At 59.1% G+C, this 15,124-nt stretch carries 16 protein-coding genes; 2 read left to right on the plus strand and 14 right to left on the minus strand.

All coding sequences use genetic code 11. The features are described from left to right. Window positions 1-8 precede the first annotated feature (8 nt). From ICI42_RS13095 to ICI42_RS13130, 8 genes are all read right to left on the minus strand, one after another. Entirely contained in the window at window positions 9-1,250 is a 1,242-nt protein-coding gene (locus ICI42_RS13095) for an ABC transporter substrate-binding protein (RefSeq protein WP_188165001.1), read from the minus strand. A gap of 62 nt (window positions 1,251-1,312) precedes the next feature. Then, entirely contained in the window at window positions 1,313-2,323 is a 1,011-nt protein-coding gene (locus tag ICI42_RS13100) for a LacI family DNA-binding transcriptional regulator (protein WP_230980307.1), read from the minus strand. A gap of 282 nt (window positions 2,324-2,605) precedes the next feature. Then, the gene (locus tag ICI42_RS13105; RefSeq protein WP_188165002.1) at window positions 2,606-3,220 is read right to left on the minus strand and encodes a flavin reductase family protein; all 615 of its coding nucleotides are present in this window, start codon (window positions 3,218-3,220) and stop codon (window positions 2,606-2,608) included. Between the two features lie 15 nt (window positions 3,221-3,235). Next, on the minus strand, window positions 3,236-4,144 hold the full coding sequence (locus ICI42_RS13110) for a 2-hydroxyacid dehydrogenase (RefSeq protein WP_188165003.1): 909 nt from the start codon (window positions 4,142-4,144) through the stop codon (window positions 3,236-3,238). Further along, the gene (locus ICI42_RS13115; RefSeq protein WP_188165004.1) at window positions 4,134-5,660 is read right to left on the minus strand and encodes a tripartite tricarboxylate transporter permease; all 1,527 of its coding nucleotides are present in this window, start codon (window positions 5,658-5,660) and stop codon (window positions 4,134-4,136) included. Before ICI42_RS13115 ends, ICI42_RS13110 begins: the two co-directional genes overlap by 11 nt. Before the next feature lie 2 nt (window positions 5,661-5,662). Continuing rightward, on the minus strand, window positions 5,663-6,124 hold the full coding sequence (locus ICI42_RS13120; protein WP_188165005.1) for a tripartite tricarboxylate transporter TctB family protein: 462 nt from the start codon (window positions 6,122-6,124) through the stop codon (window positions 5,663-5,665). Continuing rightward, entirely contained in the window at window positions 6,117-6,638 is a 522-nt protein-coding gene (locus tag ICI42_RS13125) for a 3-isopropylmalate dehydratase small subunit (RefSeq protein WP_188165006.1), read from the minus strand. The genes ICI42_RS13120 and ICI42_RS13125 overlap by 8 nt, the downstream gene beginning before the upstream one ends. 200 nt (window positions 6,639-6,838) lie before the next feature. Next, window positions 6,839-7,819 carry a Bug family tripartite tricarboxylate transporter substrate binding protein gene (locus ICI42_RS13130; RefSeq protein ID WP_188165007.1) on the minus strand — a complete coding sequence of 327 codons (981 nt, stop codon included), beginning with the start codon at window positions 7,817-7,819 and terminating at the stop codon, window positions 6,839-6,841. A gap of 434 nt (window positions 7,820-8,253) precedes the next feature. Between ICI42_RS13130 and ICI42_RS13135 the strand changes: the two genes are divergently transcribed. Together ICI42_RS13135 and ICI42_RS13140 are read left to right on the plus strand one after the other, a co-directional pair. Continuing rightward, window positions 8,254-9,015, plus strand: a complete 762-nt coding sequence (locus tag ICI42_RS13135; protein WP_188165008.1) for an enoyl-CoA hydratase/isomerase family protein — start codon at window positions 8,254-8,256, stop codon at window positions 9,013-9,015. Window positions 9,016-9,103: 88 nt separating this feature from the next. Continuing rightward, window positions 9,104-9,832, plus strand: a complete 729-nt coding sequence (locus ICI42_RS13140) for a GntR family transcriptional regulator (protein WP_188165009.1) — start codon at window positions 9,104-9,106, stop codon at window positions 9,830-9,832. 5 nt (window positions 9,833-9,837) lie between these two features. On the opposite strand, the gene ICI42_RS13145 is transcribed toward ICI42_RS13140, so the two are convergent. From ICI42_RS13145 to ICI42_RS13170, 6 genes are read right to left on the minus strand one after another with little or no spacing between them, the layout of a single operon-like run. Next, window positions 9,838-11,100, minus strand: coding sequence for a 3-isopropylmalate dehydratase large subunit (locus tag ICI42_RS13145; protein ID WP_188165010.1), 1,263 nt, complete (start codon window positions 11,098-11,100; stop codon window positions 9,838-9,840). Window positions 11,101-11,135: 35 nt separating this feature from the next. Further along, window positions 11,136-11,747, minus strand: a complete 612-nt coding sequence (locus tag ICI42_RS13150) for a fumarate hydratase C-terminal domain-containing protein (RefSeq protein ID WP_188165011.1) — start codon at window positions 11,745-11,747, stop codon at window positions 11,136-11,138. A 1-nt stretch (window position 11,748) separates the two neighbouring features. Further along, window positions 11,749-12,618, minus strand: a complete 870-nt coding sequence (locus ICI42_RS13155; RefSeq protein ID WP_188165012.1) for a fumarate hydratase — start codon at window positions 12,616-12,618, stop codon at window positions 11,749-11,751. Continuing rightward, window positions 12,615-13,244 (minus strand): carboxymuconolactone decarboxylase family protein, encoded by a 630-nt coding sequence (locus tag ICI42_RS13160; RefSeq protein WP_188165013.1) that lies wholly within the window; start codon window positions 13,242-13,244, stop codon window positions 12,615-12,617. The genes ICI42_RS13155 and ICI42_RS13160 overlap by 4 nt, the downstream gene beginning before the upstream one ends. A 4-nt stretch (window positions 13,245-13,248) precedes the next feature. Continuing rightward, on the minus strand, window positions 13,249-14,424 hold the full coding sequence (locus ICI42_RS13165) for a CaiB/BaiF CoA transferase family protein (RefSeq protein ID WP_188165014.1): 1,176 nt from the start codon (window positions 14,422-14,424) through the stop codon (window positions 13,249-13,251). After that, the gene (locus ICI42_RS13170) at window positions 14,421-15,119 is read right to left on the minus strand and encodes a glutathione S-transferase family protein (RefSeq protein ID WP_330999161.1); all 699 of its coding nucleotides are present in this window, start codon (window positions 15,117-15,119) and stop codon (window positions 14,421-14,423) included. Before ICI42_RS13170 ends, ICI42_RS13165 begins: the two co-directional genes overlap by 4 nt. Window positions 15,120-15,124: the final 5 nt, after the last annotated feature.

Consider the following 15,124-nt stretch of genomic DNA (forward strand, 5'->3'; position numbering starts at 1 on the left):
GACGCGTATCAATCGGTGTCGTCGAGGATGGACTGCATCGCTGTCTGGGCCTTGGTGACCGACCCTTTGACATCGTCGTCGAAGAAGACCTCATTCAGCATCTGCTTCCAGGGACCGGTGCTGCTGTTGATGATGTCGTTGTAGACGGGCGATGATGGCGTGCGGCCGAGCTTCAGGGCTTCCGTCGCAACTTGGTAGCGCTGGTCCAGCGATTTGACCGCTTCGGCTGCGACGTCGTCGCGAGTAGGCAGGCTGCCGAGCTTAGCCAGAAGGGTCTGTCCCTCGAGCGAATAGACGAACTCCAGGAACTCCTTTGCGGCCGGCGCATTGTCGCGGCCCGCCGTGACCACGAAGTTGTCGCCGCCGCCGAACGAGGCCTTGCCGCCTGTCTTTCCGGGGATGAAGGTGACACCGAAATCCACCGTGGGATAGTTCTTCACCAGGTTGCCGATCGCAAACGCCCCGATCGGCGACAAGCCGATCTTGTCGGTGGCAAAACCGCCAAAGAAATTCTTGCCCGAATCCGTCTTGGCGCTTTCCGGCACGTATCCTTTCGCGACCATATCGCGATAGAAGTTGATCGCATCGTACATCTGGGGTGAATCGAGTGTGGCGCGCTTGCCGCCATCGACCAGGATGTCGCCGCCAGAAGCCCAAATCAGCGGCATGAAGGTGAAGGCGTTGCAGCCGCCGCACGCACCGGAGAAGTAGAAACCGCGGATATCGCCACCAAGCGCGTTGACTTTACCTGCGGCCTCTTCGATCTCCGCCCAGTTGGTTGGCGCCTTTTCGGGATCAAGACCGGCCTGCTTGAACAACTTCTTGTTCCAGAGAAGAACGGACGCATCAGCCGACATTGGCATCGCGTAGATACGCCCCTCGAAGGTTCCCGTACCGATATGGGCCTTCGAGAGATGTTCGAAATAGGGCAGGCTTTTCGCTACATCGGTCAGGTCTTCCAGTGTACCGGACTTTGCAAACGCCGGGCCATAGACGAGGTCGAGCGAAACAAAATCCGGGGCGGAACCGCCGGCTGCCGCGGTCGCATATTTCTGAACCATTTCAGCCGAGGGCACGATCTGCAATTCTATCTGCGTCTTGTGGGATGCGTTGAACGCGTCGATCAGCGCCGGCATGAATGCCTCGCTGCTGGAGCGCGACCACATGGTCAGCTTTTCCTGCGAGAACGCGGATGTCGATAGTGCACCCAGTGCGGTGGCAGCTAGTGCCACGATCTTGAGCAGCTTCATAATTAGGTCTCCTCCCTAAACAGCCGTTAATCGATTGGCCTGTTATTCCCTTTGCTAAGTTGTCATGAGCCGCGAACCACCAGCGTGCATGGCAATTTCCAAATTCCCCGTTGGACGGTTTCACCGTTCACAAGGCGCAGGAGCGCCTGTCCGGCCTGCCGCCCAAGTTCCTTCAAATTCATGTCCACAGTCGTCAGCGGCGGGCGGGTCTGTTCGGCGACGATTTCCCAATTGTCGAAGCCGACGACAGACACGTCTCCAGGGATACCCACCCCGCGTTCCCGCAGGGCATCGATGACGCCGCGTGCGATCTGGTCGTTGCCGCAGAATATTCCATCCGGTTGAGCGTCATCCGACCAGAGCACCTCCACCGCCTCGTGACCCCATCGCTCCGACCATTCGCCCCGCAGAATTGCTGCATCCGATACCGGCAGGCCCGCCCGTTCCAGCGCCTCGGCAAACGCATCGGCACGCTCCTGAACCACCCGGAAGCCTCTCGGCCCGGTGACGTGAACGATCCGCCTGCGCCCCTGGGCAACGAGGTGCTGCACCGCCTCCCGTGCACCCCGTTGATCGTCCGGGAGCAACGTCACCGCATCCGAAGGACCCGCCGTCAAAGCATAGACGACCGGAACCGACAGCTTCGAGAGATCCACAGGCAGAGGTTTGTCGATCCGCTTGCCGGTCGCTATGATGCCGTCGACTTGCTTGTCGAGCATGGCATCCACATGAATCTTGGCGAGTTCCGGATTGTCTTCCACGGTGCAGAGAAAGACCGACACGCCATGATCGATCAATCCCTCGGAAATCCCCGCCATCACTGGAAGCGTAAAGCGACCGTAAGTATCGTTGGTGAGCAGACCGACGGTGAAGCTACGCTTGCTGGTCAGGCTTTTCGCGAGTGCATTCGGCCGAAACCCCATTTCTAGCGCCACGCGCCTTATCCGCCCACGCGTCTCCACAGACATGCGCCCCGTATCGTTAAGAGCCTTGGAGGCCGTAGCGATACTCACGCCAGCCGCAGCGGCGACATCATTAAGGGTGACTCTCGATGCGAAATCCGCGCCCGCCAATTCTACATCCTCGCATGAGAAACCGCTTTCTCATGGATGTATAGCGCAGTTTAGGAGATGAGAAAAGGGTTTCTCAAATTTTTCTGTTGTACATCACGCGAATGAACAACGTGGTGCGAGGCCATATCGAATAGATCGTGAAGAAAGTTCGCCAAGGTATAGGCAAGGGTAGAGGCGTAAGCTTGCCGACCTCGAGCAGAGATGGTGGCGTTCAAAGGCAACGAAACGTGACCGGTATGCAGTGGCCGACGTCCCGCACTCACTGCCTGCCTTGCGGTCGTGTCAGGGTCTTTGGTTGTCCAGCCCGGGTCGGTGCATGGAAAATACTTCTGTTACGCGCGCATAATTGCGATAACCAAGGCGCGCGATAAGGTCTGCCAGCGAGATGTCGAACAACCCGTCGACCAAGCATCGGTCAGCGATATAGACGCCGCTGACCTGGCCGATGATTAGGCGGTTATGTGTATCTGCTCCGTCGACAGTGGTGATCGCCAGGCTTGAGGTCAGACGGCACTCAAGCGCTGCCGGCACTCCGGCGACGCGGGGTGCCTTCACGGTTTGGCTCGGCTCGGCGTTCAGCCCGGCATAGGCGAACTCGTCATCGCCATGCCGGAGCCGAGCCGAACTCAAATTCATCGCTTCGGCCATGGCATAGTTAGCGACGTTGACCACGAATTCGCCGGTTTCACGTATATTGCGGACGGTGTCTTTGATGCCTTCGGAGGCGAAGCTGATCATTGGCGGACGGCTACACACCGCATTGAAGAAGCTGTAGGGCGCCAGGTTGACTTTGCCCTCGAGACTGACCGAGGAGATCCAGCCGATTGGCCTGGGCGCCACCAGCGACGTAAAAGGATCGTGCGGCAGGCCGTGGCCGTCCTTCGGAGCATAAAACATCGGACCGTCCTGGTGTCAGGAAAGAGAAGAGTGCAGATGCGCGGCGATCGCGGCGTGGAGCGTGTCGGCCATATCGTAGCGCGTTTCCAAGGTGACGGCCGCATAATGCGGCTCAAGCACCACATTGGGCAGAGCAAAGAACCTCTCGTCGATCTCGGGCTCCTGCGCAAACACATCGAGGCCTGCGCCCGCAATGGTTCTCGCCTCCAGCGCTGCTATGAGCGCCGGTTCGTCGACCACCGAGCCCCGCGAAATGTTGATGAGAATGCCCTCAGGCCCCAAGGCCGCCAGAACCTGCGCATCGACAAGGTTTGCCGTCTCCGCTCCCCCCGGACAGCAGAGGATAAGGACGTCGACGACGCGTGCAAGGTCTACCACATCACCGACGAAACGGTATGGCAACTCGGGCTTGGCGGAGCGGGCTGTGTAAGAGACTTCCATCCCTAGCGCGGCGGCGCGAGCGGCCACGACCTTGCCGATTTTGCCTAACCCTACAATACCAAGGCGGCGAGAGGATACGCGGCGCGAGGTCGTCATGCGCTCGGTCCTCCAGCGTCCAGACCGTACGAAACGGTCTCCCTCGACCAAGCGGCGCACCGTGGCGTAGATGAGGCCGATAGCGAAGTCGGCGGTATCATCAACCACTGCGTTGGGGGTGTTGCAGACGCTGATACCCCTTGCCGTGGCGGCATCGACGTCGATGCGTTCGAGGCCTGTGCCATTGCAGGCAATCAGTTCCAGATTGGGCAGACGCTCCATGAGGTCAGCGTCGATACCGGCCATACTGGTCGTCAGGACCACACGATGAGGTAGCGTTTCCGTTTCTTCCGGGCGTATCTTGCGCAAATGAAAGTCTGCGGTGAGGCGCCGCTCCAACTCTGGCGGAATGGCTGCAACGACCAACACTTCTTCCTTAGAGATCACGGCTGGCCTCCTCTACCGCAACAGATCCGGTTTTGACGCGTCGTACGACACCCTTCAGTGCATAGAGGATGAGAGCGACCGAAATCGCCAGCAGAACAGCACTGATCGGCCTTTGCCAGAAGATGTGGAACGAGCCACGAGACATCAGCAGGGCGCGTGCGAAGTGCTCTTCCATCATCGGGCCGAGAACGAAACCGAGCAGGATCGGCGCCGGCGGATAACCAAACTTGGTCATGGCGAAGCCGATAATACCGAAAATCAACACAGCGACGATGTCAAATACTTGGAAGTTGATGGCAAACACGCCGATGCAGATGAAAAACAGCATGGCTGGGTATAGCAGGCGATAGGGGATCGCCAGGATGCGCACCCAGAGGCCGATCAAGGGGATGTTGAGAATGAGGAGCATGATGTTGCCGATCCAGAAGCTGGCAACCAAGCCCCAAAACATCACCGGCTGATCCACCAGGAAGCGCGGACCGGGGACGATGCCATGGATCATCATCGCGCCCAGCAGGAAAGCCATCAGAGCATCGCCTGGGATGCCCAAGCTAAGCGTCGGTATAAAAGCTGCCTGCACGGAGGAGTTGTTGGCCGCCTCTGGAGCCACAACGCCTTCGATAGCGCCATTGCCGAAGCGGGATGGGTCCTTGGCAACTTTCTTTTCGACGGCATAAGCCATGAAGGTCGCGACCGTGGCACCCGAGCCTGGCAATACACCGATCAGTGCCCCAATACCCGTGCCGCGCAGGGTGGGCATCACCGAGTCCTTGATGTCCTTCCGGGTGGGTATCATCGAGCGGAAAGTGATATCTCTAGGCGACATCCCTTTACCCTCGTTCCGACCGATGCTGGAGAGAATTTCGGCAACACCGAAAAGTCCCATGGCAATGGCGACAAGGCTAACCCCGTCAGCCAGCGGCAGAAGGCCGAAGGTGAAGCGCACGACACCCGAACCACTGTCTGTCCCGACGACACCGAGCGCCAAGCCAAGCACCACCATTATCAGGCTCTTGAGTACCGATCCTTGAGAGATCGTCACCGCCGCCAGAAGACCCATGGCCATGATCATGAAATACTCGGCCGACGAGAATTGCAGAGCGAACGCCGCAATGGCCGGCGTGAACAGCATCATAAGGACGATGGCAATTGACCCGCCGATAAAGGAGGTCATTGTCACCATGAACAGGGCAACGCCGGCGCGGCCTTGCTGCGCCATGGGGTAACCGTCGAGGCAAGTGACTGCGGATGTTACAGATCCTGGAACGTTGAGCAGGATGGAAGCGGTCGAACTTCCATATTGGGCGCCATAGAAAATGCCCGCCAGCATGATCAGGGCGACTGTAGGGTCCATGTAAAATGTCAGGGGCAGGCACAACGCAACAGCGGCCATTGCACCGACACCAGGTAGCACACCCACAAACGTGCCGATGGTGACACCGACGAAACAGAAAAGCAGCGCGTCGAAGGAAAGCGCCCGCTCGAAGCCCAAGGCAACGTTGGCGAATAAATCCATGGTTACCACCAAAAGGCTTTGAGCGGCAGGTTAAAGCCGATGATGAAAACGAACCAGGCGACGAGGGCCAGGCCGGCGGCAAGCAGAACGGAGGTGCGCAAACTGTTGCCAGGCTCGGCAAATCGGCTGATGAAGATCACCGAGAAGGTGGCTGGCACGAGACCGGCAAAATTCACGAGCAGCGCGAAGGAGAGTAAGCCCGCGCTCAGAGCCGCAAGGATGCGCAGCGGAACAGCGGGCGGTTGGGCCAGGCTGTGGCGCACTTCGAAGGCGACACCTATTGAAAGCACCATCAGCAACACGCCAATGCAGATCGGAAAATAGCCTGGGCCAATGCGGGTGATCGTGCCAATCCCATAGCGGGTTCCCTCATAGGCCATGTAGGCGCCTATCAAAAAGAAGGCTGCGGCGATGCCAACCTCCCATTTGTTGAAGCCCTCTTGAGACTGCGGATGGTCAGGCATTGCGGATATCCTTGGACAATCTGGACTTGAGCGCAGCGCCCAGGCCCCCGGCCTGCCAGACTTCTATCATTTGAGGCGCAAACGGACGGAAGCTAAGCGTCTGCCCGGTATCTGCGTTTCTGACGATACCAGCCACGATATCGAGTGCCACGGTGTCGTGGTCGGCCACGATGGCCGTGACGCCTGGGCAAGACACGATCGGCAAGCCGACATTAAGGGCTTTGCGCACAAAGGCAGAGTCCGTGCTATCCACCACTACTGCAGCCACACCACTCTCGCGCATCGCCACACAAGCATGCGGGTGGCTGTGATGACCGAAATTCTTGCCGGCGACCACCAGGTCTCCAGCTCTCACGGCGGAGGGAAATTCGGGGCGCAGCCGGGCAAAGCACATGGCTTTGAGAGCGGGAATGTCAAAGCTCCCAAGATCGGGCACCTGCGAGTATTCGATAATGCCGTCGTCAGCGCTGATATTGTCGCCGAAGCGCCAAGCACGGCCGATCAGTTCACTCATATTGACCTCGCGACAGCGCCTACGGCACTTCTTGCATGGACCCAAAGCCGACGAGCTTCATAGTTCGAGCAACACTTGGTGATCATGGATGCCTCCTCCGGAACAACGCGACAGAGTTTATGAGCTGGCAGACCCCTATCCCCAAGGGCCCCTAGCTGCGGCTGGACAGGTTTGGGCGGAGAAGGCCTCCGCCCTCGCATTCACTGCGCGTCTTTGACCCCGGAACTGTCAATTAGCCCCAGAACAATCGCGGCATCGGTGTTGAGATAGGCAAGGAAATCCGCGCTGTTCTTGTAGAACAGTTCTACGCCCTGCTTCTGCAACCGATCCTGCACTTCGGGCGTAGCCATGGCTTGCTTCACGGCCTCGTCGAGCTTGGCCACGACTTCAGCCGGAGTGCCGGCAGGGGCCGCGACACCATACCAGGTGCCCATCTCGTAGTCCTGGAAACCCAACTCGCCCATTGTCGCGACATCAGGTAGCTGAGTGCCTCGTTTGGTCGCTGCTACCGCCAAGGGAACCAGATCCCCACTTTGGATATGCGGCATGAGTGCGGGCAGGTTCAGGAACCCCGTGTCCACATTGCCGGCAAGAAGATCCACGGTCGCCGGCGCCACGCCCGGATAGGGAATATGGAGCATCTGCGCGCCGATTTCGTTGGCAAACATCAGTCCGGTCAGATGCGGAAGACTTCCGCCACCCACTGACGCATAAGCCACGGTGTCAGGCGCTTCCTTTGCCCGATCCACCAATTGTTGGGCAGAGGTTATCCCCGACTGCTTCGACACCACCAGCAGGTTTGGCACATTGGCCACCATGGACACAAATTCGAAGTCCTTCATGCCGTCATATCCGGCATCCGGGTTGAGCGCCGGGGTGATGACGAAGGTCGGCGACCCGGCCAAGAGCAACGTGTAGCCGTCCGGGGCTGCACCCGCGACGTAGGTTGCAGCAATGGCAGTCGCCGCGCCTGTGCGGTTCTCCACCACGACCGGCTGCCCCAGCGCACGGCCCATATATTCTCCGATAGTCCGTGCGATCAGGTCGGCCGAGCCGCCTGCGGAATAAGGGTTGATCAAACTAATGGGTCGGCTCGGATAATCCTGCGCCGAGGCGGCAACCGGCGCTGCGACAGCAATGGCAAAGGCAAAGGCAAGTCCCAATTGGATAATGTTTTTCATGCTTCCTCCCTCGGATCCATTTTGATCCATTAAATGCCTAATAGACCAGTTTAATGACCTTTTCAACTGGCCTCGTTGAGTTCACTGAGGATGGGCGTGAGAATCTCGCTGTCTTCGATGTCGCGCCGATCGCTGATTTGTGCCACTTCGCCATAACCATGAGGGACTTCGTCAGATTCTCGATCGCCTCAAGAAGCGCCGGTCACATGTCCCGCAGCCTTGGATTGAGCGGGGGAAACAATCGTGAAGATTGCAATCGGCCCAGCCGCCCAACTGTGAACCGTTCCGATTGGTAAGGCTTGCGACATTGCCCACCCCAGCCTAAAACGCGATCTATTGACCTTTACAGGTGAGCCTCTCATTACAAGGGTTGTCAATACCAATATGATCAATTAGCTAGCTTTATAGTTTTTAGGTATATGGAGGAGCTGTAAATGCCTTTGGTAGTTGAACGATCGGGCAAGGTTGCCAAAATCATCCTCGATCGCGCGCCGGTTAATGCTCTGACCATAGAGTTATATGCCGAAATCGCGGACACCTTTACGAGCCTTTCCGCCGACCCTGACGTCAGCTGCGTCATTTTCACAGGCGCCGGCAACAGGGCCTTTTGCGCCGGGCTCGATCTCAACGAGTTCATCACAGCCACGGTGGATCAGGACCCGGGTCGCGCCCAGGTTGTACGCAGGACCTTCGCGGCCGTCCGCCACGCTGCCATGCCGGTAATAGCTGCCGTCAATGGCCCGGCGCTAGGAGCAGGCTGCGTGCTGGCTTCGGTGTGCGACATTCGCCTCGCAACCCCGGAGGCCCGGTTTGGCCTACCTGAAGTTAATGTGGGTCGCTGCGGTGGCACGGCGCATATGGGGCGGCACCTTCCTCAAGGGATTTTGCGCCAGATGGTCTTCACGGGCGCTCCGATCAGCGCGGAGGAGGCCTATCGCCTCGGCTTCGTCAACGCTATCCATCCTGCCGATGCGTTGCAGGCCGAGGCCGAAGCAATGGCCCAGAGCATCGCTGGCAAAGCACCCCTTGGACTACGATTGGGCAAGGAATCCATGAACCGCGCTGAATTCATGTCGGTAGACGAAGGATATGAACTCGAACAATCCTATAGTACGCGCCTTATGACCACTGCGGACGCCCGCGAAGCAGCCCGCGCCGTTGTCGAAAAACGTCCGGCGGTGTTCGTTGGTCGTTAGCACGACACGCACTATCGTTTCGGATATGCATCAATTCGACCGCAGCGATACTACGAAATGACCTTCACCTCGAACGCCAGGCGAGCCGATGAGCAGCGTTGATCTCAACAGAAGCAGTGTTTCTCGATATATCCAGTTGGCGACGCTGTTTCGGCAGCGGATCGACTCCGGCCACTGGAAGATCGGCTCGCAAATCCCCACCGTGGAAGAGCTTTCGGCCGAATATGGTGTCGCACGGGCGACGATCCGCCAGTCACTGGACCAACTGGAACGGGACGGATTGATCGAACGGTTTCGCGCCAAGGGCACCTTCGTTCGCTCCCGTTCGCAGCCAGAGCTATGGTGCACGGTGGGGACGGACTGGTCTGGACTTCTGCAACCGACTGCTGATGCGCAAATTGAGGTGCTCAAGGATGAGCCCAATATAGAGGTCGGCGAGGTCCCGTATCTCATCGGAACGCTGGCCCCGTGCTACCGGCGGCTGCAGCGCCGTCACTGGCGTGACAAGACGGCGTTTCTACTGACGGAGGTCTATATTGATGAACGCCTCCGGGAGTTCGTAACCGATGAGGACGTTCGCACCAAAACCGCGCTACGGCTGGTTCACGACATTCCCGGCGTGCAGGTGGCCGATGCTCAGCAAACGCTGGTGATCGGTACAGCGGATGTCGAGACGGCAGCCGCGCTCAACATGCCGCTCAACGCTCCAGTCGCCCACGTCTACCGTCGCGTCGTCGATACCGACGGCTTTGCGATCCTTATAGCCAAGGGCATTTACCAGGGCCATCTGGTGCGTTTCGACATCAAGCTGCGCTAAAGACCTCAGCCCAGAACTTCACGCGGATCTGCTACTTGACCCGCAACTGCTGCTGCCGCAACGACATAGGGGCTGGCGAGGTAGGAACGCGACTCGCGGCTCCCGTTGCGGCCGTGATAGTTCATCTGGTGGGTCGATAGTTGCACTTCCCCCGGGTTGAGGAAGCCCTCATAGCCCCAGCAGGTGCTGCAGCCAGGGGATAGCACCGTTGCCCCTGCCGTCATGAAGATTTCCATCAGACCCTCCCCGGCGGCCTGAGCATAAACCTCGCGACTACCCGGCGTGATGTAGAAGGTCACGTGAGGGGAAATGACGCGTCCCTTGAGAATTTCAGCAACCGCCCGCATATCCTCCAACCGGCTATTGGCGCAGGAACCGACCGCCGCCTGATCGATCTTCAAACCCCGGAAAGCGCTCACAGGAACGGCATTGTGGAGCTCCGGCGGCGGTGTAATCATGGGCCCGAGCGCAGACAGATCATAGCGGTGCTCAAAGTCGTAATGCGCGCCAGGATCACTGGCGAGTGGAATGATGCTGGTATCGCCAGCGCGCGATTGTACGTAGGCGAGGGCCAGCGCATCAACCGGCATCAAAGCGCTGTCCGCACCAGCATGATAGGAGCAGGCGAGTAGGCTCTGGCGTTCGTCAAGGCTCATCCCTGCAATCGCCGGGCCGGCATACTCGATGCATGCCTGGCTCAGCGTGTCGGTCTGCGCGAAATCACGAATGATGCACTGCGCAAGATCCCGCGCCATGACGCCACGCGAAAAGCTCCCATCGAGCGTGAAGCGTACCGAACGGGGCACCATGACCCAGTTCTCATCCGTCAACTGCGATACCACGACCTCAGACGACATCGCGATATTAAGCGCGCCGACGACGCCGACAGTTGCAATGTTGGGTTCGTCCGAAAAGACCAGATCGCCCGGCTTGGCCAATCCCCTTTCCGTCATCACGAGGTGCCTAAGGCCCGAGCCAGGCCCGAAGAAATGTGCGCCCTGCTCTCGCGCATAGTCCTGCATCTCGCGATGCGCCTTGTAGTAGGGCGTGCCCATGCCCGCCGAAGTCGTGTGGTCTACGACCATCACAACCTTTTCAGGTCGCTTGAGACGCGTGGTGCCGGCCCGTTCCATGATGGCCTTGCGCGGACCCCAGGAAATTTCCTGGCACACAGTGTAAGCAGGGGAAACGGTCACGTACTCACCGGCAGCGACACTGTCCCGCCCGGCCGCTCGTGCGACGATTTTTTCGGCCATGGTCAGTTGCATGTAAGTCCTCCAGCCCCGTTTCTACGGCTTTGATATCACTGGCTTTGGCGCTGCTGCGCCAAGCGTTCAAGAATGGCGGCGCGCTTCGAATGGGCCGCATCGTCCAGATTTCGGTAAAGGCTATTGCCGCGAGCATCGATAGCGACGGTAAGCGGACCCAGCGCCTCGACCTCAAGCTCCACCAGCCGGTAATGGGAGATCAAATCGTCCCAGGCGACTTGCCTGATGTGGCGGATGGCAGCCGAGATGATGGGAGCACCGCCACCCAGAAAGGACAGGTAGACGCCACCAACGTCCTGAAGTGCCAAGGTGCATTCGTCGTCCAGTCCGCCCTTGCCGCCGACGCAGCGAAGACCGAAATGGCGGATGATACGGGGCATCAGCGAATTGAAGCGCGTGCTGGTCGTGGGATTCATGTAAAGGATTTCGAAGCCATCCGCCGTTTCCCGGCTGTAGCTGCCAAGGTGGAAGAAGGCCGCGTCCTCGAGAGCTATTGGCGTCGGCCGTCCGTCCTCGATATGCTCGATGATGCGGTGATGGGTTGGAATTCCCGCCGTCACCACGATGGGTCCGCTGACCGTTACCATCTCGCCCAATTCCAGTTCGGCGACGGCTTGGCGAGTAGCGGGCAAAACAATGTTGCGCATGCTACTCCACCCGCTCTATCCGGCCATCACCATGAATGCGGGCAATGGATCGCCGGTTGATCCAACAGTTGAACGCCACGGCGACCGGCGTGAAACCATGGCCCGCGGCGTAGTTCACGTGCACGCCCAGCACGGTTGTGTCTCCGCCGGTCCCCATCGGCCCATAGCCCAGAGCATTGACCGCTTGGTAAAGCCGCTGCTCCATATCGGCAACGATCTTTTCGGGGTGCGCCTGGCCGATCTGGCGCAACGTGGCCTCCTTGGCCATCTTGGCGCAGTAGTCGAACGTGCCGCCAATCCCCACCCCCATGACGACGGGCGGACAATGTTGCGAGCCGGCCTTGATGGCAACGTCAAGGATGTAGGTCTCGATGGTCTCAAGCGTGGGAAAAGTAAAGAGCTCCATTGCCGCCCAGCGGCCCGATCCCAGCGCCTTGGGTGAACAGATGATCTCGATATAGTCGGCGTCTTCGATCAGGTCGAAGGTGACAATAGGCATATCCTTGCCGTGGTAACCGCGTTCCAGCGTCAGCGGATTGGTCACGTGCTTGAGCAGTGGTGGGTCGATCGTTTGCACCAGCTCGTCAAATCCCGCGCGTAGAGCCGATTTTATGTTGGCATTCCAGTCGGCCTTTGTCCCAATCCGCACGAAAAATACAGGGATGCCTGCATCGGAACAGACATAGCGATCCGCTGTCTCCGCGGCGCTGGCACTATGGAGCATCATGTTCAGCGTCTTTCGCGCGGTCTCATTGGACTCACTCTCACGAGCCTGAGCCAACGCGGCCTTTGTATCGTCAGGCACCCGGCGTAAGGCCCAAGAATACAGATTCATGGCGGCTTGGGTGATGTGCTGATCCTGGATCGTCATGCCGTCAACTCACTTTCAGCCAGTTCTGTGCGGACCGGCCCCAAGGGGTGAATGCCGGGAGCGTCCTCCGGGGGAACAGGCACCAGATGAACGTTCACCATCATGGCAACCATGCTGTAATAGCCGACAATGGCCGTTAATTCGACCACGCCACGGTCGCCCCAGCGCGATCGGATGGCCGCATAGGCATCGTCCGGAACTTGGCCGTGACGTAGCAGCAAGCGGGTAAATTCGTAGACTTCGCGGTCTTCCAAGCGCGCGAAACAAACCAACTTGGCGGCCTCGATTGCGGCGATTACGTCGGCCGATACGCCTGCCTTTTCGGCGGCATTCCTATGCACCGCCCACTCGACATCGCTGTTCCAATGGCGCCCGCAAGCCAGAATTGCAAGCTCCTTAAGCTCCTCCGGCAGCACCATGCGATAGCGCACCAACTCACCGAATTTCTGCCAGCGATCCGCCAATTCAGGACTATGGACGACCGCCCGCATCGGCCCGACCATACGGCCGCGCGGTCCCTTGACCATTGCACGATGGATGGCCAGTTGCTCGGGCGTCATCTGCGCCGGCTCCGGCAGGGGAATGCGGGCAGTGGCCGTGACGGGAAACCCGTAGTCGTGCGTCATGGCATCAACCCTTGATCTCGGACAGCACTTCTGCCGTATGCTCGCCGAGCCTGGGCGGCGCCCGGTCGAATTCGAGCGGATGATTGGCAAATTTCATGGGGCTGAGCACCTGCGGAATTTTTCGTCCCGCCGTGTCGGTAATGGTCGCCAGCATGCCGCGATGGATGACCTGTTCTTCGCGGAATACGCGCGCCACATCGTTGATCGGACCGCAGGGAATGCCATGTTCGCCGAAAACAGCGATCCACTCGTCCACATCGCGGGCCAACAATGCGTCCGAGATCAGCGGATGAAGCGTGTCGAGATTATCGACGCGCGCCGCATTCTTAGTATAGCGGAGGTCATCCGCAAGCTCAGCATGACCGATGGCCTGGGCAAAGCGCCGAAACTGCTCGTCATTGCCGACAGCCAGCACCAAATGGCCATCCCTGACCGCGAACACATCCTGCGGCTGGATATTGGGATGGCGATTGCCACGCCGCTTGGGAGACTTGTTCGAGACGAGATAGTTCATGGCCTGGTTAGCCAGCATGGCCACAGAGACGTCGAGCATAGCGACGTCAATGTGATCGCCCTCGCCCGTCCGGTCTCGCGCTACCAGCGCGCCGAGCACCGCGTTGGAAGCATACATGCCGGTCATCAGGTCGACGATCGGCACACCGACCTTCTGCGGACCGCCATTACGCTCGTCGCTTTCGCCCGTCACGCTCATGAGCCCGCCCATGGCCTGGATCATGAAGTCATAGGCCACCTGGCTGCTGCGTGGCCCGGAAAGGCCGAAGCCGGTTATCGAACAATAGATCAGTTTCGGGTTGAGTTGCCGCAGGTCCTCGTAAGACAACCCGTAGCGAGCGAGTGTGCCCACCTTGAAATTCTCGAGCAGGATGTCGGACCGAGTCGCTAGAGTGCGAACGGTTTCGACGTCTTCAGGGGAATTGAAGTCGATCTCAATGGAGCGCTTGCCGCGATTGGCGGAGAGATAATAGCCGGATTCACGGGATTTGGCCTCGGGCGCATCCTCAAGATAGGGCGGCCCCCAGCCCCTGGTGTCGTCGCCAACGCCCTTGCGCTCCACTTTGATTACATCCGCCCCCATATCGGCCAGCATCTGACCGGCCCAAGGGCCAGCGAGCACACGGCTGAGATCGAGAACGCGAATTCCGGCAAGGGGTTTGGTCATGAGATTTTGGTGAAATCCAGAAAGGCGGTTGTGTCGGTGCCGCCTTGTGGACCATCGTCCTTAGCGACAGTGGCGACGATGGATGCTCGCTCGGCGAGGCCGGCGAACCAGCTCGCCATACGAGGAAATGCTTCGCGCCACCGACTGCCGCCAAAACGGAAATCGAGCTGCCCGATAGCGCAGACCAATGCAATATGTCCCAGGCCAAAGGGGACACGATCGAGCTCGGCCATTTCGGCATTGATAGCGGCGAAGCTGGCGCCAATTTTCGATCGATAGCTTTCCACCAGCCCAATGTGAGCAGCGTCGCGCTGCAGTTCGCCGCGCAGAAGCAGCAGGGTCTCGGTAAGCCCGTCGCCCAGCGCCTGCCAGCGCAGGTGCTTGAAACGCTCGTGACCGGGCATGAGCCGACCTCCGGCACGCGCATCAAGAAATTCACAGATGACTCTGGAATCAAACAAACAAGTACCGTCGTCCAGCACCAAGGTGGGGATTTTACCCAAAGGATTGTCGATCAGGAGATCGGGACTAGGCGGACTGCCCGCAGCAACAACGGTCCGCACGCAATCCACATGGCCAATTTGGCCTGTCTCATGCAGAACGATCATCACCTTCCGGACAAAGGGCGACCTTGGTGACCAATGCAGTTTCATGACGACGATAGCCCTCCACGACAGCGGCAGGTCTAACCTCATCCTTC

Source organism: Oryzicola mucosus (assembly GCF_014534685.1).
Lineage (GTDB): Bacteria > Pseudomonadota > Alphaproteobacteria > Rhizobiales > Rhizobiaceae > Oryzicola > Oryzicola mucosus.